This window comes from Sphingobacterium sp. GQ94, assembly GCF_059758715.1.
Genome location: NZ_JCAXEC010000024.1, coordinates 12,219 through 31,065 on the forward strand (window position 1 = coordinate 12,219; position 18,847 = coordinate 31,065).

At 35.0% G+C, this 18,847-nt stretch carries 18 protein-coding genes and 1 tRNA gene; 5 read left to right on the forward strand and 14 right to left on the reverse strand.

Annotated features, from left to right (window positions below):
* The first annotated feature begins 47 nt into the window (after positions 1-47).
* Positions 48-1,097 (forward strand): tRNA preQ1(34) S-adenosylmethionine ribosyltransferase-isomerase QueA, encoded by a 1,050-nt coding sequence (gene queA, locus AC6CHH_RS15615; protein ID WP_498284552.1) that lies wholly within the window; start codon positions 48-50, stop codon positions 1,095-1,097.
* A 113-nt stretch (positions 1,098-1,210) separates the two neighbouring features.
* On the opposite strand, the gene AC6CHH_RS15620 is transcribed toward queA, so the two are convergent.
* The 4 genes from AC6CHH_RS15620 to AC6CHH_RS15635 all read right to left on the reverse strand — a co-directional run bounded on the left by AC6CHH_RS15620 (position 1,211) and on the right by AC6CHH_RS15635 (position 7,781).
* On the reverse strand, positions 1,211-2,245 hold the full coding sequence (locus tag AC6CHH_RS15620; protein ID WP_498284554.1) for a ThuA domain-containing protein: 1,035 nt from the start codon (positions 2,243-2,245) through the stop codon (positions 1,211-1,213).
* 42 nt (positions 2,246-2,287) lie between these two features.
* On the reverse strand, positions 2,288-3,535 hold the full coding sequence (locus AC6CHH_RS15625) for an MFS transporter (RefSeq protein WP_498284556.1): 1,248 nt from the start codon (positions 3,533-3,535) through the stop codon (positions 2,288-2,290).
* A 73-nt stretch (positions 3,536-3,608) separates the two neighbouring features.
* Positions 3,609-4,457, reverse strand: a complete 849-nt coding sequence (locus tag AC6CHH_RS15630) for a sugar phosphate isomerase/epimerase family protein (protein WP_498284558.1) — start codon at positions 4,455-4,457, stop codon at positions 3,609-3,611.
* 165 nt (positions 4,458-4,622) lie between these two features.
* On the reverse strand, positions 4,623-7,781 hold the full coding sequence (locus AC6CHH_RS15635) for a PVC-type heme-binding CxxCH protein (RefSeq protein WP_498284559.1): 3,159 nt from the start codon (positions 7,779-7,781) through the stop codon (positions 4,623-4,625).
* Positions 7,782-8,279: 498 nt separating this feature from the next.
* Here AC6CHH_RS15635 and AC6CHH_RS15640 point away from each other — a divergent pair, with 498 nt between their 5' ends.
* Positions 8,280-8,972: a 2-C-methyl-D-erythritol 4-phosphate cytidylyltransferase gene (locus AC6CHH_RS15640; RefSeq protein ID WP_498284561.1), complete on the forward strand. Its 693-nt coding sequence runs from the start codon at positions 8,280-8,282 to the stop codon at positions 8,970-8,972.
* A 2-nt stretch (positions 8,973-8,974) separates the two neighbouring features.
* Here the strand turns inward: AC6CHH_RS15640 and AC6CHH_RS15645 are convergent, their stop codons facing one another.
* The 9 genes from AC6CHH_RS15645 to AC6CHH_RS15685 form a co-directional block, all read right to left on the reverse strand.
* Positions 8,975-9,127: a lmo0937 family membrane protein gene (locus AC6CHH_RS15645; RefSeq protein ID WP_498284562.1), complete on the reverse strand. Its 153-nt coding sequence runs from the start codon at positions 9,125-9,127 to the stop codon at positions 8,975-8,977.
* A gap of 83 nt (positions 9,128-9,210) precedes the next feature.
* Positions 9,211-9,978, reverse strand: a complete 768-nt coding sequence (locus AC6CHH_RS15650; RefSeq protein ID WP_498284564.1) for an MBL fold metallo-hydrolase — start codon at positions 9,976-9,978, stop codon at positions 9,211-9,213.
* Positions 9,975-10,247 (reverse strand): hypothetical protein, encoded by a 273-nt coding sequence (locus AC6CHH_RS15655; RefSeq protein ID WP_498284566.1) that lies wholly within the window; start codon positions 10,245-10,247, stop codon positions 9,975-9,977. The genes AC6CHH_RS15650 and AC6CHH_RS15655 overlap by 4 nt, the downstream gene beginning before the upstream one ends.
* Positions 10,248-10,289: 42 nt before the next feature.
* The gene (locus tag AC6CHH_RS15660) at positions 10,290-11,303 is read right to left on the reverse strand and encodes a glycosyltransferase (protein ID WP_498284568.1); all 1,014 of its coding nucleotides are present in this window, start codon (positions 11,301-11,303) and stop codon (positions 10,290-10,292) included.
* 1 nt (position 11,304) lies between these two features.
* Positions 11,305-12,255, reverse strand: coding sequence for a glycosyltransferase family 2 protein (locus AC6CHH_RS15665; RefSeq protein WP_498284570.1), 951 nt, complete (start codon positions 12,253-12,255; stop codon positions 11,305-11,307).
* Between the two features lie 65 nt (positions 12,256-12,320).
* Positions 12,321-12,944 (reverse strand): DUF4199 domain-containing protein, encoded by a 624-nt coding sequence (locus AC6CHH_RS15670; RefSeq protein WP_498284572.1) that lies wholly within the window; start codon positions 12,942-12,944, stop codon positions 12,321-12,323.
* 4 nt (positions 12,945-12,948) lie between these two features.
* Positions 12,949-13,617, reverse strand: coding sequence for a hypothetical protein (locus tag AC6CHH_RS15675; RefSeq protein WP_498284574.1), 669 nt, complete (start codon positions 13,615-13,617; stop codon positions 12,949-12,951).
* 5 nt (positions 13,618-13,622) lie between these two features.
* The gene (locus tag AC6CHH_RS15680; protein ID WP_498284576.1) at positions 13,623-14,888 is read right to left on the reverse strand and encodes a dihydroorotase; all 1,266 of its coding nucleotides are present in this window, start codon (positions 14,886-14,888) and stop codon (positions 13,623-13,625) included.
* 209 nt (positions 14,889-15,097) lie between these two features.
* Complete coding sequence (locus tag AC6CHH_RS15685) at positions 15,098-15,664, reverse strand: UbiX family flavin prenyltransferase (RefSeq protein WP_498284578.1); 567 nt, start codon at positions 15,662-15,664, stop codon at positions 15,098-15,100.
* Positions 15,665-15,918: 254 nt separating this feature from the next.
* Between AC6CHH_RS15685 and AC6CHH_RS15690 the strand changes: the two genes are divergently transcribed.
* The gene (locus tag AC6CHH_RS15690; RefSeq protein ID WP_498284580.1) at positions 15,919-16,569 is read left to right on the forward strand and encodes an ankyrin repeat domain-containing protein; all 651 of its coding nucleotides are present in this window, start codon (positions 15,919-15,921) and stop codon (positions 16,567-16,569) included.
* Between the two features lie 10 nt (positions 16,570-16,579).
* Here AC6CHH_RS15690 and ribD read toward each other — a convergent pair whose 3' ends face one another.
* A complete protein-coding gene (gene ribD, locus AC6CHH_RS15695) occupies positions 16,580-17,635 on the reverse strand; it encodes a bifunctional diaminohydroxyphosphoribosylaminopyrimidine deaminase/5-amino-6-(5-phosphoribosylamino)uracil reductase RibD (protein WP_498284582.1) in 1,056 nt (351 codons plus the stop codon).
* A gap of 55 nt (positions 17,636-17,690) precedes the next feature.
* Between ribD and prmC the strand changes: the two genes are divergently transcribed.
* A complete protein-coding gene (prmC, locus tag AC6CHH_RS15700) occupies positions 17,691-18,548 on the forward strand; it encodes a peptide chain release factor N(5)-glutamine methyltransferase (protein ID WP_498284584.1) in 858 nt (285 codons plus the stop codon).
* A gap of 136 nt (positions 18,549-18,684) precedes the next feature.
* Positions 18,685-18,757 (forward strand) — tRNA-Lys (locus tag AC6CHH_RS15705).
* The last annotated feature ends 90 nt before the right edge of the window (positions 18,758-18,847 follow it).

Here is an 18,847-nt window from a genome sequence, read left to right on the forward strand (position 1 = left end):
ATTTTAGCCCCAGTAAGGCTAGAGGGCATGAAACTCATTAGTAAAAAATGAAATTATCTCAATTCAACTTCAATCTTCCCGAATCCTTACTTGCATCTGAACCCTCAGAACAGAGAGACGAATCGCGTTTAATGGTGTTACACCGTGAGACAGGTAAAATCGAGCATAAGATTTTCAAGGATGTTTTGGATTATTTTGATGAAAAAGATGTAATGATCCTTAATAACACTAAAGTTTTCCCTGCCAGAATGTACGGTAATAAAGAAAAAACGGGTGCTACTATCGAAGTATTTCTTTTAAGAGAACTGAATAAAGAGCTTCGTTTATGGGATGTTTTAGTAGATCCAGCACGTAAGATCCGCGTAGGAAATAAACTTTATTTTGGTGAAGATGATTTATTAGTTGCCGAAGTCGTAGATAATACAACTTCTCGTGGACGTACAATTCGTTTCTTATTTGAGGGAACGGATGAAGAATTTCGTAAAAACATTGAAATTTTAGGAGAAACCCCTCTTCCAAAATATATTAAGAGAAAAGCTACTCCAGAAGATAAGTTTCGTTATCAAACCATTTATGCAAAAAATGAAGGAGCTGTAGCTGCGCCCACCGCCGGGTTGCACTTCTCTCGCGAGTTAATGAAACGTTTAGAGCTAAAAGGTGTTGATTTTGCAGAGGTGACACTTCATGTTGGTTTAGGAACATTCCGTACTGTGGAGGTTGAAGATTTAACCAAACATAAAATGGACTCTGAACAGTACATTATTACCCCTGAGGCAGCTAAAGTAGTTAATGAAGGAATAGATTCCAAACGCAAAATTTGTGCAGTTGGAACAACTTCCATGCGTGCAATTGAATCAGCAGTATCGGCCGATAAACATTTAAAACCAGCTAACGATTGGACAAGTAAGTTTATTTACCCTCCTTATGAATTTAGTATTGCAAATTCCATGATCACAAACTTCCATACCCCACAATCTACTCTTATGGTAATGATCGCAGCGTTCGCTGGATACGAAAATTTAATGAATGCTTATGAGGTGGCTGTAAAAGAAAAATATCGTTTTTACAGTTATGGCGATGCTATGTTAATAATCTAATTTTTAGGTTTCTTTATAAATTAGAATTGCCCCAAAAATATAATTTTTGGGGCAATTCTAATTAAAATATATACATCTACTCGATAAAATTACAGACACAATATATTCCTATTTTATTGATAATCTTTCGGGAAAACTCCTTTCTTATAGGTTCCAAAACCGAACATGGAAGGCTCAAATTGTTCGGTGAAATCAACAATCAAATCTGGTTTTATAAAGTTTTCCATTCCCATCGTCCAATAACAGGCATTCAAAATTAATCTTCTTAAATCTGTATTTTTTAAATCAACAGATGCACCCATTGTACTTGTAAATACTCGACCTTTTTGTCCTCCCGGCAATTGATAAAATCTAGTCCATGCCACGGGTAAAATAGATTTTTTCCAATTGATTCCAGATGAATCGTTCATGCCTAAAGTGGGCTGACCATAGAGTAATACAGTAGCTCCCTTTAAGGTATGATTAATGCCATAAACATCGGAGGCTCCCCAAATATCATTGATACCTAACAATATCGGATTTTTGGTGACCTGTTCTAGTCCATTAATAAATCCTCGAGTTCCCTCTTTTCCATGGTCTCCATGATGATTTACCCAAGTTACGCCAAGTACTTGTTGTCCAAATCCACCCTTCCATTGTTCAGAATTTTCGTTATAACTATAATGCTTAAAGGAACTTTGTGAATCTTTCGTATAATTAAATGCATGTGTCGCTGTTCTTAGTCCGATCACTGGCCTTCCTTGCTTCAAATAGGAATCGATCATCCTCATCTGTTCATCTGGAAGTTCACGAAAACGGGTAGATATAATCATTAAATCTGCATCCTTGAGATGTTCCAATCCAGGAATATTTTTTTGATATTCAGGATTTATCTGTTTAGTCGCAGGGTCAATAGAAAACAATACGACCGTTTCAAAACCATGGTGTTTGGTTAAGATTTTTGCAAGCATAGGCATACTCTCCTCTGAACGATATTCCTCATCTCCGGAAATCAAAACAATTTTTTTGTTTTTGGAATTATTACCTTCGGGTTTAAAATTCAACCATTCTGCATGGTGTTGTGCACAACTAATTTGTACAGCCCCCAGGTGAAGAAGAGAAATGACAAACCATTTTGAAAAGCTTGATTTAATTATATTTAAACTCATTTGAATAATTTTTATAGTTTATTTCAAACACGATCCTGCAAGTTAAACGGCTTCAACTAATGAATCATCTTCAGATTTTATTTTAGGATTGACTTTCTTTTGCCAAATCAAAAAGATAAAAAACACAACGATTAATATTCCCGGGAAGATTGCAAGTTTTGCTAAAGTTGCTTGTCCGACAGCAAGATCAATATTAGCGACACTTTCACCTGATTGCATCACTACTTCTTTTGACTTATCTATCCAACGACCTATAATGGGTTGGAAAATAGAAGTCGAAAACATCCCTACACCACCAATAACAGACATTCCCAAAGCCCCACTAAGCGGTGCACGCTGTGCAGTCGTACCAATCATAGTTGGCCAAAAATAACAAACCCCAATCGCAAATAATAACGCAGCAACGTAAGCCATATTTCCAGTAACTATACTGAAAAGATATATACCAATTGTTGCGAATATAGCAGAGAACAATAACACTCCTGTTTGACCTAACAGTTTGATAACCGTACCGGCAAAAAATCTACCAACGGCCATTACCCCGGTTACTAATGCTAAAATCAGCATTGGACTAGCTCCACTATTGGCCATAATAATTCCAACCCATTGTTGCGGACCGAATTCGGATATTGCCGTCAAAGCCATGCAGAAGAAAAGGAAAATAAAAACAGGGGAAAACATCGCTTTTACATTGGTTGCCAATGAGGTCATTTCTTCTTGTTTTGGTTGAGGGAATTTTTTACCATAAAAAATAATGGCATAAATTATTGTCGGAACCATGATAAACCACATCTGAATCTGCCAGCTAAATCCTGCATCAGTCATCACCTTTGAGAGTAAACTTCCAATTACAATTCCACCAGGAAACCACATATGAAACCTGTTCAACATCTTATCCATTTTCTTTCCTGAATATAGGTCAGCAATCATTGGATTACACGCTGCCTCGGTACATCCATTACCGAATCCGATAAATAATGTAGAGACTAACAATAGTCCATAACCTTGAGCAAATATGGTTAATAATATTCCCAAGGTATGAGAAACGAATGCAATTCTCATGATATTCGCTGGACCAATTTTATAATAAAATAATCCTCCCAATATCATGGATATAGGGAACCCTAAAAACCACATGGAATTGATAAAGCCTAATTGTTCGGCATTTAAATTAAAATTTTCCCCCAATTGAGGCAATACACCCGCTCGTATGGAGAAGGTTAGTCCAGTTGTAATTAGAGCTAAACAGCTGCCTAAAAACAACGAATTACTCTGAACGCTTTTACTCATGATTTATTTGGTTTATAAGTTTATAATCATAAAATTTTCAATGAATTAGAAAATTATGGAATGAATGTATGAATTATTTTTTTTCCAATTGAGAATTAATGAATGTAAATCCTTGTTCTGCTATTTCCCAAGGGTCGGAATATTCTCTCCATACATTGATTGCATTAGCAAAATTAGGATCAGATCTAGAAAAGGATTCAATAGTTAACCACCCCTGATAATTCGCCTGCTTTAAGGATTGAAACACTAAATCCCAATGGACTAACCCCTTACCAGGAGTTCCCCTATCATTTTCACTTATATGAACGTGTGCTAAATAGGGACTAATAACTTCAATAGGCTCTTTAATTTGTTTTTCTTCTATGTTAGCATGATGGGTATCGTACATTGCTCTAACTTGCTCATGATTTATTAATTGCAGCAGATCACGCAATTGCAACATGGTATTGCATAAATAATTTTCAAATCGATTTACAGCTTCCAAAGCAAGAGTAATACCTGCTTGTTTGGCATAATCACCTGCTTTGAACATAATTTCCGCACAATACTTTAATTCATCTTGATTTGCCGGTCGATTGACAAAGACCCCATGGGCAGAATGGAAAGGACCGCAAATGATCGTGGAATCCATATCGTATGCCCTATCGATAGCCCACTTTATTTTATTTAATCCGTTTGAGCGTGTTGAAGAATCCATTGAAATAGGGTTATCTTCTTTCCCTAGTACAAATACACCATTTACGGAAAGCTGCAATTCTTTTGCGACTTTAGAAAATGCCTTATATTCCTGATTATCATTGGAACCAATTAAACATTCAACCCCATCGTAACCGATAGACTTCAGGCGATCTAATAATGGGAAAACAGCAGAAGAAACTCCTGCGGACCAGGGCAATAAATTAAACCCAATTTTATTCATCATATTCAGTTTATCGTTTTAATATCCTTTTCCTGGATCTAATTCGTATTATTTATTAGCTTAAGGCCGGTTTATTGCTTTGCAACACAAATACTAGCCTAAAATTTAAGCAATAAGAATGGCCATTTTATCTGTGATATTATTTTATTTAAATAGGTTTAAAATAAATTATTTCTCTAATGGATGCATTTTTAACAATTCATCTGGAGAATAAAACCCTTTTTTATCTTTTATGGCGGCTCTAATTTCTTTCACTCTTTCCGCTGATATGGTGGACCCTTTATTTCCGAAGGAATTTCTCACGTAAGTTAAAACATCCGCTATCTCTTGATCGTTCAGCATTCCACCAAATGGAGTCATTGGAACTTGACCAGGATATTTCTTTCCCAATACTTCAATGGGGCCCATTAAACCATTAAGGGTTAATTTGATTAATCGATCTTCATTTCCGTTAACCCATTTGCTCCCATTTAATGGTGGAAATCCCGATATCTCTAATCCTTTTCCGTCAGGTTGATGACAGGTTACACAAAATCCTTCCCGATCATATATAGTTGCTCCTCTTTTATATTGCTGAAGCTCTTCCCCTTTTAAGTGGGTAGTTAATGAACTTGTTTTTTCAGTTTCCTTTACTGATTTTTGGTTTAAGTGTGCCAAGGCTGTTTCAAAGGCTGGTGTGTTCCATCTATCTAAAGAAGATTGGTCAATCACTTTGAGTATTTCTAGACCAATCTCAGGGTTTAACCAAGAGACTGCCGCTATTACCTCTAAGCGTACTCTTCCGTGTTTATCTTTAGCCGCTTTTTTAAATAACTCTTGAAAATTTTCAATCTTGTCGGTGTTATAACGTAATGCATGTACAGCGGCAGCGCGGGCTCTAAAATCTTTTGCCTTAAGTAAGGTTTCTAAAAGGTTCTGATCTATTTTATTTACACCCCAGCTAACCCATAAAGCTTCAGTCAACTGATGTTCATAATCAGGATCTTTAGCATCTAAGTTTTTCACCCATTGTTTTGTCTTATTTATGACTTCTTTGGCATCTCGCATTCTCAATTCAGAACGGGACCTATATCTTGAACGATATTCCTTAAGTTTCAGGTTTTCCAATAATTCGTCAATACTAGCCCCATGAATTTTTGCAGGCTTTACCAATGGTCTTGATGGATAAGTTATTCTATAGATTCTGCCATGAGCATGGTCCCGAAGTGGATCTCGCGCATTATGTTGCATATGTCCAATTAAGATGTTATGCCAATCCACTAAATACAAAGAACCATCAGGAGCAAACTCGGCATCAACTGGCCTAAAATTTTTATCATCAGACCAGACTAGATCTTGTCTATGTTTACTTTTAAATCCTGTACCATCATCCTGGAAAGTATGTTGTTTAGTTCCTAAAAAACCAATTGTATTATTAATTAAATAGTCACCCTGAACTTCTTCCGGAAAATGGCCACTGGAAACAAACTCCAATCCCGAGGTTGGTCTTACTCGATGATTAGAATCCACTAATGTAAAAGATTTATCAGTTGCCTCTCCATAACGTGGTTTTATTGATCCAGGAAGCATCCATCTCACATCTGGTCCTGAAGTTTCTGAATATATAATTTGCCCCCATTCATCAAATGCGATTCCCCATGGATTCGGAATTGATAATTGGGCCACACGTTCCAATCGTTTATTTTGAGGAGAATATCGGTAAAAACCACCATTGGTACCTCTTACAGGACCATATGAAGTTTCAACATTTGTATGTAGGAATACTCCTTCAGCCATATAAATTGCTCCTGAGGGGTCCATTATATAAACACTATGAGCATGGTGGGTATCATGATCGTCAAAACCACTTAAAATCAATTCTCGTTTATCTGCCTTATCATCCCCATCTGTGTCTTTGAGCAAAATCATATTTTTCCCTTGGGAAACATACACACCATCGGGTGTAAATTCAAAACCGATTGGCAAATGTAACTTATCAGCAAAGACCGTTTGTTTATCAGCTTTCCCATCAGCGTTTGTATCCTCGAGAATTATTATTTTATCATTTGGTTTTCCATCCCCTGCTTTCCAATGTGGATAGCTTGGCATCGTTGCAACCCATAATCTGCCTTTGGCATCAAATGAAATTTGGACAGGATTTGCTAACTCAGGAAATTCAACTTCCGAGGCAAATAAATCAATTTTATACCCAGGAGCTACATGAAATTTATTTAAGGCATCCTGGCCATATAAATATTGTTGAATTCCTTCTTCGCCAGGAGTATAGTTCGTTTTTACTTCCGGAAGTTTAAGGGTATTTTCATCCATTTTTGCCAGATCAGTAGTTTGACCTTTCGCTGTTCTCCAAATTAATGTATCTCGGTTAGCACCCATTTGACGAAGCTTTTTCAGTTCGAATGGATAATTATCTGGTCCAAAAGGATTAAATCTTCTTCCATAGGCATGTACACCATTCGGGATTTTAAAATCCTGGTACCAAATCCAGTCTTTTTCCAGGACTGCTTCTTTAATTTCTGCCCTTGTTGAAACGGCCTTAATATCAGTCTCGCCAAATAGCTGATCGACTAAAAAAGAGGCAAATTTTTGATACCCATCTTCAGATAGTTGTGATCCATCAATAGTTAGGGGTTCCTTTTCGTTTTTATACCAAGAAAGTGTTTCAGAATATGTATCAATGCAGGGTATATTTTTTGAGGCCGCCACCTCTTTCATAGCGTTGGTATACAAAACCAAATTTTTATTGATTTCTTGACCATTAGGTAAATCGTAGCGGTCAGAAAGGTCTTCAAACGCAATTGGCGAAACCAAAACTAATTGAGAGCCCTTCCCCTGATTGTAGTCCATTTTAAGTGTATGATCAATAAATGCTGATATCTCACCTTTAAATCTTTCCAATCCAGATTCTCCATTAAATGATTCATTATATCCAAAAAAACCGATTATAACGTCTGGTTTTAACTCCTTTAACCATTCATCTTCTGTAGGGAAATGACCTTCGCTCCCGGTATTAATATCATATTCAGGATTGTATTCAGCTGCTCCTTCAAACGCCCAAGGAGAATTTCTTGACGGGTGAGGCCGAAAACCGCTCGTGTTGCCAGGGGCACTAATATTCCTAATAAAGAGCAGGCTGTCCGGAAATCTAAGATGAAGTTCTGTATCAAAAACTCCATATTCCATCATCCTAGATCCTAAATTATTACCTATAAGTACAATTCTGGATCCTTTATGAAGTGGAATTGGCTCTATTTGAGGTTTACTCGTACACGCTCCAAAAACTAGAAGTATGAGCACGAATAAATAACTGACGTTCTTAATTTGATTCATTGAATATGGTTATTGAGTGATTGGTTATGTTTATACCTTAAGTTGGTTAGTTCAATATAAGAATTAATCCAAATATAACAGACTCCATTTATCCGAGTGTCCTGCACTGTCCTGACAATCAGATGTTTTTTTTTCAAAAGACCCAAGCCTACTCGTACAACCATTTATTTCTATGGAATTTATTGTATGGATGTAATTTAAACCTTGGTTCTCGACAGGCTTATCCTACTTCATTGTGTTAATTTTTCTTTAAATAGATTTAATGACATGGTTTATATAAGCCAGTAAGTGTAGAAAAATAAGTACTTTTACAAACAGTGAGATTCGTTTTAAAACAAAAATTACAGGTTATTTTGGAAATCAATTTTTTGGTTTTATTTTTAACAAATATCATGTTCGGAGATACTACAACATATTATAGAAACATTTAGGGCAATGATTCGGATTAGCCTGATCGTTTGCATTGTATGTCCAAATTCTTATTCATTATAATTTAATATGCCAAAAAATTATGTAATAATTGTCGCTGCAGGTTTTGGGACAAGAATGGAGGGGAATATTCCTAAACAATTTATGATTTTAGATAACAAACCAATTTTGATGCATACAATGGCGAAATTTTCCCTAAGCTCTGCCAATCCAGAAATTGTATTAGTACTATCGGATACTATGCAGGAATTTTGGAAAGAATTATGCCATGAATACCAATTTGAGATACCTCATGCAATTACCGAAGGGGGAAATACGAGATTCCAAAGTGTTAAAAATGGATTGAATTATCTGATTCAGCATCACACGATGACTCAAGATTGTAAAATAGGCGTTCATGATGCAGCAAGACCTCTGGTTAGAAGCAAATTAATTGACGCACTCTATAAAGCATGTGATCTAAACCAGAAAGCTGTTGTTCCTGCATCTAAATGTACAAACTCAATACGGGTTGGATCTCAAGATAAGAATAAAGCGTATAATAGAGAAAGGGTTTGGCAAATCCAGACACCACAAGTATTTCAGGCAAAAACACTTATTGATGCCTACAAGCAGGAAGAATTAGATTCTTTTACAGACGATGCATCAGTGGTTGAGCAAATGAGCAATAACATCTATCTTCACCCTTCAGACCCATGGAATATTAAGATCACTTACAAGGAAGATATTGCAATTGCTCATTTATTAATGAATAAAAGCTAAAATTAAGCGTTCCCTCTAATAATTCTTAGTAAAACGACAATGACAGCAATTACCAGCAAAATATGAATTATTCCACCTGTTGCGAAACCACCCAAAAAACTAATTGCCCAAATAATTACTAAGATTACAGCGATTAAATACAAAATATTTCCCATATCAATTAAATTTGTTATTTATTTCAATTTCTATGATAGTTTAACAAATTAGGATCTTATTTGTTTTAAATCGATGAATTTCCTTAATCAATATCAATCTCCATTTGATCGTAAGCAACAAAAAAACCTAACGGCAGTGAAGCTTGAATCACAGAATGTTTACCAAAGCGATGGCTAATATGGGTTAAAAAAGTTTGTTTAGGGTGTATTCTATTGGACACTTCTATTGCCTCGTCTAAAGTCAAATGAGAAATATGAGGTTCACGCTGTAACGCATTTATAACCAAGATCTCCACTCCTTCCAATAATTCAAATGATTCATCAGAAATAGTTTTCGCGTCTGTTATATACGCAAAATTTCCTATTCGGAAACCAAGTACAGGCATCTTAAAGTGTAAAACTTCAATTGGTAATATTTGTTTTCCATATAACTCGAAAAACTGTCCTGGGTAGATCTCCTCTAATTCTAGCTGAGGAATCCCTGGATATTTAAAATCACTAAAAGCATAATAGAATTCCTTGCGTAAGGCATCGTGTGTAGCCTTGTTAGAATAGATCGGAATGGATTGTTGCTGCTGATAATTAAAAGCCCTAATATCATCCAAACCAGCTACATGATCTTTGTGAGAATGGGTCATCAAGACTGCATCCAACTGTTTTACTCCCTGACGTAACATTTGGTATCGGAAGTCAGGGCCAGTATCCACTATAATAGCATACTTATTATACTCAATAAGTATAGAAGACCGTAGTCTATTATCATGGCTATCTGTGGATTGACATACCTCACAGGAACATGCAATAACTGGAACACCTTGTGAAGTGCCTGTCCCTAAAAATGTTATTCTCAAATCGCTATTTTTGTGTGTTTTATATTTTTGTAAAAGGGCATTAGCTTTTCATTGATTAGACTCTCATCAGTAGGGATTGTTTGAAGAATCTGCAACAAAGACATGACTTTCGTATCTACATTTGAAAATTTATTAATAACAATAACCTTTGAGTCTTGTAAAATACATGAGCCTGTCTTAAATGAACCTCTTTCATAACGGAGACGGTATCCTAAATCTTTAAGCAAAACCTCTAGTTTGTCTAAACTATTCTGAGTCAATGGGATCATGCGTTTTAATATGTGACAATTTAATAAAGCGGAATGAATTTATCAATCCTGAGTTGTATTTTTTTTGATCAATAAAAATTTATAAGCGAACTGGGATATAAAGCCTGCACCGTACGCGCATAATTGTGTATAGGCAGCAATTACTGACAATGCGGCAACCTGTAAATTTTTAGAAACAAATAAGGCATGCATGAAAAGGAAAAAGGTGTATAAAAAAATCAAAGAATTTCCAAACCAAGCAAGCTGATTAAAAACATATATTTCATTCATAGTCAACAAATTGATTACGTTTAACATCAATAGAAGACAGAGTGCTGTAAAGAATATTGCTGGAAGCCAGTGTACTATCTTTAATTCAGAAGGATATAATGTGTAGATATCAATTCTGCCCTTGCCAAAATTATAAGTTTGATTATAAAATTGCTTAAAACTTGTTCTTCTTTTATGATAAACAAAGGCCTGAGAAATCAGGCCAACTTTAAAACCTTCTTGAATCATCCGAATACTAAATTCGATATCTTCAGATCGTCTTGATAGCTTAAACCCTCCTGTTTTCTTCCAAACCTCTCGTGAAATTCCTAAATTAAAGCTTCGGGGATGAAACTGACCCACATGTTTTTTACGACCCCGAATTCCGCCGGTAGTAAAAAAACTTGTCATAGAATAACTAATAGCTTTTTGAATAGGGCTGAAAGAACTGTGTGCAGCATCAGGTCCGCCAAAAGCATCCAAATGTTCTTTTTTGATCCCGTGCTCTACATGTTCCAAATAATCCTCCGGCACTATAATATCTGAATCAAAAACGATGAAAAAATCGCCTTTTGCCATTTCAAAACCTAGATTTCTTGCGAATCCTTGGCCCTGATTTTCTTTAAAGAAATACTTTATATTTAGTTTATCAGTAAATTGATTTACAATATGATCAGATTTTAAGCTGGAACCATCTTCAACAATAATAATTTCAAAATTCTGATTTTTCTGATGTACTAATGATGTCAATAGTTCCTTAATCTCTATTGGTCGATTATAAAGTGGAATTATAATAGAAAAAAACATATTAAATTACTTGATCAATATGATATTTATTCCTATCTGATCCATTTCTCGAAATTAGTTCAGCTACAAAACCCGTCAAAAACAGTTGTGATCCGATTAAGATGGCCACTAAGGATAAATAAAATAATGGTTGATCAGTTATATTTCTATAGGCTGAACCATTAGCAATGCTCATTAATTTCTCAATAATTAAATAAACAGTAATACAAAAACCTATCAAAAAACTCAACACTCCTAAAGGCCCGAAAAAGTGCATTGGTCTTTTCGCAAATTTCCCTACAAAGAAAATAGACATTAAATCAAGAAAGCCTTTAACAAATCTACCTGGACCAAATTTAGTAGAACCATATTTTCTTGGGTAATGTTGTACTACTTGTTCTTGAATATTATTGAAGCCGGCCCATTTGGCCAACACTGGAATATAACGATGCATTTCACCATATACTTCAATGCTCTTTATTACATCTTTCCGATAAGCCTTTAAACCGCAATTAAAATCGTGAAGATTATCTATGCCGGACATACTTCTTGTCACAGAATTAAACAACTTTGTGGGTAGAGTCTTTGTTATTGGATCATATCGCTTCTTTTTCCAACCGGATACCAGATCTGCATTTTTATTCATTATTCGATCAACCAACTCGGGAATCTCGTCAGGACTATCTTGAAGATCAGCATCCATTGTAACAACAACTTCTCCTTGGGCAGCTACAAAACCAACATTTAAAGCAGCAGATTTTCCATAATTTCTACGAAATCGGATACCCTTAATATGATCATTTTCCTTCTTTAAGGATTGGATTACCTGCCAAGATCTGTCCTTACTTCCATCGTCAACTAATAAAATCTCGTATGTAAAATTATTAGCATCCATTACGCGTTTTATCCATGCGCATAATTCTGGGAGCGATTCCTCCTCATTAAATAAAGGTATTACTATTGATATATCCATAAATTAACAAAGAACAAAGGTATCATATTTCGATGATACCTTTATCATATAAACGTTTGAGGTAATTATGCTTCTTTATTTTCATTCATAGATTGATCTTCATCAATCTGGTTGGATTGCACTTGAAACATTAATTTTTCTTTTTTAAATATCGCTGCAAAAATTGTTGCCAGGACAAAATAAAGTATCAATGATATGACTAACCCTCTTAAAATAAAACCAATCGTTATAGAACCTAATGACTCCTTCTGCTGTTCTAAAAGCTCAATAGTTGTATCAATTTGTTCATCTGGCGAACCAGCGGCTTCTAATGTTTCTATCGTTAAGTTTATTGTATTATCAATAGCCTCTTCTTGAAGTACAGGGTTGACCATGTTAACTATATTAATACCTACAACACCGATGGCAGTAGAAATCGTAAACATGATAAAAATATTCTTTAGAGCAGTGGAAAAACTCCAATAGCCTCCAATCAATTTTCTAAGTTGCAGAATAAAATACACCGCTATAGCCAGAAAAAAGACATAATTGACAATGAAATTTACAACGGATGAGGTTATAAGCGAACTAGCCGATTTTGATATATAAAGTGAAACAATTGAAAGAATAAGTGAAATTACTCCCAATATAGCGCCATATAACAGCGCCTTCATTTTCACTAATCTTGTTTTACTAATGACTTGGTCCATTATTTTAGTTGTTAAAATTTATAATTAACTTATACAAAGCCGTAAATAGAGCCTTGTTGGAAGCATTTTTTGTGAATTCATCCAGTTGTTCTTGATTTGGCTTTGGTTCATTAAAAAAAGACACCATTGGGTAAAACAATTCTGAGATTTCTTCTTCAGGGTCAATTGAATCAGCAATTTTAGCAATCTCTTCGAATGAACTTTCAACCAAGATTTGATTCGCAATAACTTTTTCATAAATATTATACTCATCCTGAAACTCATCTTCCTCCACTAATAAGAATTCTTTTAAAAAATCCTCAAGAGATGGTTCTATTTCATCATCAGAACATTCTTTCAGATATAATAAAATATTCAAAAGTTCTGATCCACGATCAATCGTTTCCTCTTCAATTGCTTCCCATTCAGGTGATTCTAAATAATCAGCTTCCAATTTCTGAACATCGTCTGCAAAGAAATTAATCATTAAAAGATCAAAACAGTATTCCCGAAGCTCTTCAAATTTTTGGTTATCATCAAAAGCAGAATCTAAAGCAGACACTTTATCCATAAAGGACTGGTCTCCATTATATATTGCTACCAATGTACTTAGAAATTCTGAAGAGCTTATTTTTTCAATTTCTGCATAAGTAGAAACACTTGTCTCTAAGGCTTTTTTTAGTTTATTATCCATCTTAATTAATTGACGTTTAATTGATTATTATTAACGACCGCAATAACTTTCCCAATCAACTCATGCCCAATAAGTGGACTATTAGCAGATTTAGATTTATTAGTTGTATCATCAAATATCCACTTTTTAGAAGTACTAAACAAAACTAAATTAGCTTGTTCTCCTTCATTGATTTGTGGAATTTCCATATTCAGTACCTTTCTAGGACCATTTACAAGCTTGTCCACAATGATTTCAGCAGATAACCCAGCTTTAACCAAGAGTGGTAAAACAGTTTGACTTGCTATAATTCCATTTTTGGCTATTTGATACTCCACATTTTTAAATTCAATTTCATGTGGAGTGTGTTGTGACACGATTGCGTCAATCACTCCGTCCTTTAATCCCTTTACAAGTGCCTTCACATCTCTTTTAGTTCTTAATGGCGGACTTACTTTATAATGGCTGTTAAAACTTTCCACTTCTTCATCAGTATATACCAAGTTGTGAGCAGCCACATCACAACTCACTTTAATACCTTTAGCTTTAGCACGTTTAATTAGTTCTACTGATTCTTCCGTTGAGATTGTCGAAAAATGAATGGGAGCTTCATTATACTCTGCTAAAAACAAATCTCTAGAAACCATTATAGATTCAGCAAGATTCGGAATTCCTTTCATACCTAAGAAAGTACTCATTAAGCCCTCATTCATTACATTTCCGCCAGCAATAGATTCGTCTTGAGGAAATGACATAATTAATCCATCAAATCCTTTTGCATAAAGCAATGCCCTACTCATTAACCCTGCTTGCTGAATGCTGTGATCACCATCGCTAAAAGCAACAGCTCCCGTAATTTTCATATCATACAGTTCGGCCAACTCATTTCCATCACGTTTACGACTCACCGCGCCAATTGGATAAACGTCAACAATATTTCCTTTAGCAGAGTTTATTATTAATGAAACCTCTGATCGGCTATGAATTGAAGGAGCGGTATTGGGGTGCACAGCAACTGCTGTAAATCCTCCAGCTAAAGCGCTCGCAGTACCTGTTTTTAGATCCTCTTTAGTTTCTAATCCAGGTTCCCCAAAATTGACATTTAAATCAAAAAAACCAACCGATAGAAAAGCACCTTTCCCATCGACGATCTGCAAGTTCTTTTCATCCAAATTTAATTTTTTTGCGATTTGTTCTATCCTTCCATTTTTGATAAATACATCGACAGTGTTGAGATGCAGTGGATGGGTTGCTGAAACCAATGTTGCAGAAGTTATTAGTAATGTTGCCATGAATTAGTTTGATAATCAAAAAAAATTGGTGAATGATTCTTGTTTATTTTGGAAAAATGAGCTTGCATTAGAGTGGTTGTGTTTTTTTGAGGATTCTCAAAAACCTGCTCCATGTAACAAAACGCTTTTAGCGAAAATGTATACTGCTTTTTCATTAAAGACCAAAAATACAAAATCATTTGAAAACATGTTACAAAAAAGACAAAAAGCTACTTTCCCCATCTAAAGGTATCCACCTCAAAACCGGCCATCTCCAAAGCTCGGTCTACTACTGTTGCAGCTAAGGCTTCGAAAGTGGTTGGCTTACTGTAGAATGACGGGGTCGCAGGACAAATTATTCCCCCAGCCTGCGTGACAATTTGCATGTTTTGGATATGAATTAAACTCAATGGTGTTTCCCTAGTGATTAAAATTAATTTTCGTCTTTCCTTTAACATAACATCTGCTGATCTAGTGGTCAAATCCGATGATACCCCATGTGCTATTCGAGCAAGGGTGCCCATTGAACATGGAATAACAATCATAGTATCGAAATTTGCAGATCCAGATGCAAACGGTGCCATAAAATCATTTTTTTGGTAAAAATTAAAGGGATAATCAGTGTAATCTGATGTACCTAGTTCATATGTCCAAACATCTTTCGCATTATCTGACATGACCACCCCGATTTCTTCTATTTGATTAAATAATCCGGATAATTTGTCCAAAAGCACTTTGGCGTAAATCGATCCACTAGCTCCTGTAACAGCTATGACAATTTTTTTCTTCTTTACCATATTTACAAAGCTAAAGAAAAGCGCTGAGTAAATTTAAATAACTCTTAAAGATGACCGTTGCGTTTTAAAATGAACTTTCAATTCCATTCAAAATTTCTTGATTAGTATTATAATTAAACTTTGAAAGCATCGTTTTAATTTGATCATTACAAAAAAGAAACAAATTGCTCCTTTGAACTCTTTTTCATTTTTTATTGATCTTACCACCATTAATTAACTTTTTTTTATTTATTTCGTATTCAAAACTAAGACTTATGAGTTTAACTGTATTGGAAGAGTATATTGAGACCGGTAATCATCAAGATTTAGATTTATTGCTTAGTAAAGAACCTCATCTTGTTAAGGAAAATACGAGTCACGGTATCACTCCTTTACTGTTAGCTTGTTACTACAATAAAACTCAAATAGTTCAGGTTATCCTTAAATATGTTAAACACATCACAATTCATGAAGCTTGTTCTGCAGGATTGACCCAGCAAGTTCAATTGATGATTGATGAAAATCCAGAGGTAATTAATGAATTATCCACTCACGGATTCTTCCCAATTGGTATTGCTGCACATTTTGGTCAAGAAGATATCTCTAGAATTTTGTTGAGACACCATGCGAATCCAAATGCAGTTTCTCAAAATGGATATAATGTATATCCAATACATTCGTCATTGAGTAATGGTCATGATCAAATAGCAAAGATGTTAATTGAAGCAGGAGCAGATGTAAATGTTTTACAATCTTCAAGCATTACTCCTCTTCATATAGCGGCACAACAAGGAAATATTGAAATGATTATCATTTTATTAGAGAATGGTGCTGATATTCACTTTAAGAATGATTATGGTCAAACCCCTTCTAATCTCGCCGCTGAAAAAGGATTTCTAGAAATTGCTGAAATCTTAAAATCATAGAAGTTGAGTATTAAACTCTTGAGAGAATCTTAAGTAGATCTGAACCAACCCGCTCCTGGTCTCTTAGTCTTCCAGATAAATCTGGTGCCTTTATCCCCTGTTGCCAAGAATCAGGTGAGATAAATATTCGAGCTTCATCCCAAAGTCCGGAATTAATGAATTGTTCTATGGTTTTTTTCCCACCCTCAACAATAAGAGATTGTACGTCCATTAAATACAATTGATATAAGATTTGTTGTGGAAGATAGAGATCAAAGTTCTCCAATTCAATATATTTTAAATGTGATTGCCAGTCCGTCTTAATCGCATTGAAAACTATTGTTTCTGAGGAATGGTCAAATAGGTTGGATTCCATGGATATTTCTAAATTCTTATCAATTAACACCCTTTTGGGATTTTTGCCAGTCCACTCTCTAACCGTCAAACTTGGGTTATCAGATACAGCAGTTGTCTTACCTACTAATATCGCGTCTTCCTCGGACCTCCATTTATGCACTAGCTGTGTACTTGCTTTATTTGAAATCCATTTTTTGCTAGAATCAATCGGACTAAAATAACCATCAAAGGTTTCTGCCCATTTCAAAATTACGTAAGGCCTAAATTCATTTATCTTGGTAAAAAACCTTCTGTTTACCCATTTAGCTTTTTCTTCCAATATGCCAACTTCCAACTCAATACCCGCCTGACGTAGTTTCTGAATACCTAATCCATTTACTTTACTAAAAGGATCTTGACAAGCAATGACAACTTTATTAAAAACCATTTCTATAATAAGATCCACACAGGGAGGAGTTTTACCAAAATGAGAACACGGCTCTAAGCTTACGTACATCGTACTTTTTTTAAACATTTCTCTTGATGTACCCTCACCGAATATTTGAATTACCTGCTTAACAGCATTTACTTCAGCATGAGCTCCTCCATATGGAGAGGTAAACCCCTCCCCGACAATTTGATCTTGATAGACAATAACAGCACCTACCATAGGATTAGGGCTAGTTTTGCCTAAACCAAGAACTGCTAAGTCTAAACAGCGCTGCATGTATTGTTCATGGTAATTCATCATGCCACAAAACTATTAATAAATCCATAAAAACAGCTTATTTTTGTAGTTTTGCTTTATGCATACTTTATTAGAGATCAGAAAAACATATGTAGATAATCTTGCTCACCTATATGACAAGGATGAGATTTTAAGTCTTTTTCAAATAGCCGCTACAGATTTTCTAAAAATCTCCAAGACTCAATTGAATGTAAAATATGCTGAAAAATTAAATCCGTCTTATTCAAAAGTTTTATTAAGTGTTCTAAATCAATTAAAATCAGGCAAACCTATTCAGCAGATACTAGGAAAAGCACCCTTTTATGGGATGACTTTTAAGGTTACCGAAGATACTTTAATTCCCAGATCAGAGACCGAGGAGCTCGTTGACTTGATTATCAATCAAAATAAAGGAATAATGGGTTTAGACATAATTGATATTGGTACCGGTACTGGCTGTATAGCAATTAGTTTAAAAAAACATTTAAAAAGCGCTGCAGTAACTGCTATTGACATATCAAAAGAAGCCTTGCAGATAGCAAAAATAAATGCACTAAACAACCAAACTAACATTGATTTAAGGTGCATTGATATTTTGGAATGGGACCTTATTTTTACAGATCAAATTTACGATATCATTGTAAGCAATCCTCCTTACATTACCCTTCAGGAGATGAAAGAAATGCATAAAAATGTTATACAATTTGAACCACATACTGCTCTATTTGTGGAAGATGAAACTCCTTTACTTTTTTATGATTATATCAGCTCATTTGCATTGGTTCATTTAAAAGAAACAGGAAAGTTATATTTTGAAATTAATCAATACTTAGCTCAAGAAATCCAAGACCTATTATTTAAAAAAGGGTTCTGTGAGGTTGAAATTTTAAATGACATCAATGGTTCACCTCGAATAATTTGTGCTAAATTTAACTAAATTGTACTTTTTCAAACTGAGAGACAAGCACTTATTTGGTCAAACCTAAATTATAGTGTAATTTATTTGGAGCATATTGTAGATTTTTCTACCTTTGCATCACTCCAAACAAGAAAGGGGTACTTTAAAAGAAAATGATTCTGTAGCTCAGCTGGTAGAGCAATACACTTTTAATGTATGGGTCCTGGGTTCGAATCCCAGCGGGATCACGAAAGGCGCTAGAAATAGCGCTTTTTTTGTTTATAATATCGCTTTAAACGCTCTCAGCGCAGATTTGCAATGATCATACTGAAAGTTTG

What these genes read in the sequence shown, in the direction of transcription:
- queA (WP_498284552.1), top strand. Translation starts at nt 48, where the DNA reads ATGAAATTATCTCAATTCAACTTCAATCTTCCCGAATCCTTACTTGCA.
- AC6CHH_RS15620 (WP_498284554.1), bottom strand. Translation starts at nt 2,245, where the DNA reads ATGAGTTTAAATATAATTAAATCAAGCTTTTCAAAATGGTTTGTCATT.
- AC6CHH_RS15625 (WP_498284556.1), bottom strand. Translation starts at nt 3,535, where the DNA reads ATGAGTAAAAGCGTTCAGAGTAATTCGTTGTTTTTAGGCAGCTGTTTA.
- AC6CHH_RS15630 (WP_498284558.1), bottom strand. Translation starts at nt 4,457, where the DNA reads ATGATGAATAAAATTGGGTTTAATTTATTGCCCTGGTCCGCAGGAGTT.
- AC6CHH_RS15635 (WP_498284559.1), bottom strand. Translation starts at nt 7,781, where the DNA reads ATGAATCAAATTAAGAACGTCAGTTATTTATTCGTGCTCATACTTCTA.
- AC6CHH_RS15640 (WP_498284561.1), top strand. Translation starts at nt 8,280, where the DNA reads ATGCCAAAAAATTATGTAATAATTGTCGCTGCAGGTTTTGGGACAAGA.
- AC6CHH_RS15645 (WP_498284562.1), bottom strand. Translation starts at nt 9,127, where the DNA reads ATGGGAAATATTTTGTATTTAATCGCTGTAATCTTAGTAATTATTTGG.
- AC6CHH_RS15655 (WP_498284566.1), bottom strand. Translation starts at nt 10,247, where the DNA reads ATGATCCCATTGACTCAGAATAGTTTAGACAAACTAGAGGTTTTGCTT.
- AC6CHH_RS15660 (WP_498284568.1), bottom strand. Translation starts at nt 11,303, where the DNA reads ATGTTTTTTTCTATTATAATTCCACTTTATAATCGACCAATAGAGATT.
- AC6CHH_RS15665 (WP_498284570.1), bottom strand. Translation starts at nt 12,255, where the DNA reads ATGGATATATCAATAGTAATACCTTTATTTAATGAGGAGGAATCGCTC.
- AC6CHH_RS15670 (WP_498284572.1), bottom strand. Translation starts at nt 12,944, where the DNA reads ATGGACCAAGTCATTAGTAAAACAAGATTAGTGAAAATGAAGGCGCTG.
- AC6CHH_RS15675 (WP_498284574.1), bottom strand. Translation starts at nt 13,617, where the DNA reads ATGGATAATAAACTAAAAAAAGCCTTAGAGACAAGTGTTTCTACTTAT.
- AC6CHH_RS15680 (WP_498284576.1), bottom strand. Translation starts at nt 14,888, where the DNA reads ATGGCAACATTACTAATAACTTCTGCAACATTGGTTTCAGCAACCCAT.
- AC6CHH_RS15685 (WP_498284578.1), bottom strand. Translation starts at nt 15,664, where the DNA reads ATGGTAAAGAAGAAAAAAATTGTCATAGCTGTTACAGGAGCTAGTGGA.
- AC6CHH_RS15690 (WP_498284580.1), top strand. Translation starts at nt 15,919, where the DNA reads ATGAGTTTAACTGTATTGGAAGAGTATATTGAGACCGGTAATCATCAA.
- ribD (WP_498284582.1), bottom strand. Translation starts at nt 17,635, where the DNA reads ATGATGAATTACCATGAACAATACATGCAGCGCTGTTTAGACTTAGCA.
- prmC (WP_498284584.1), top strand. Translation starts at nt 17,691, where the DNA reads ATGCATACTTTATTAGAGATCAGAAAAACATATGTAGATAATCTTGCT.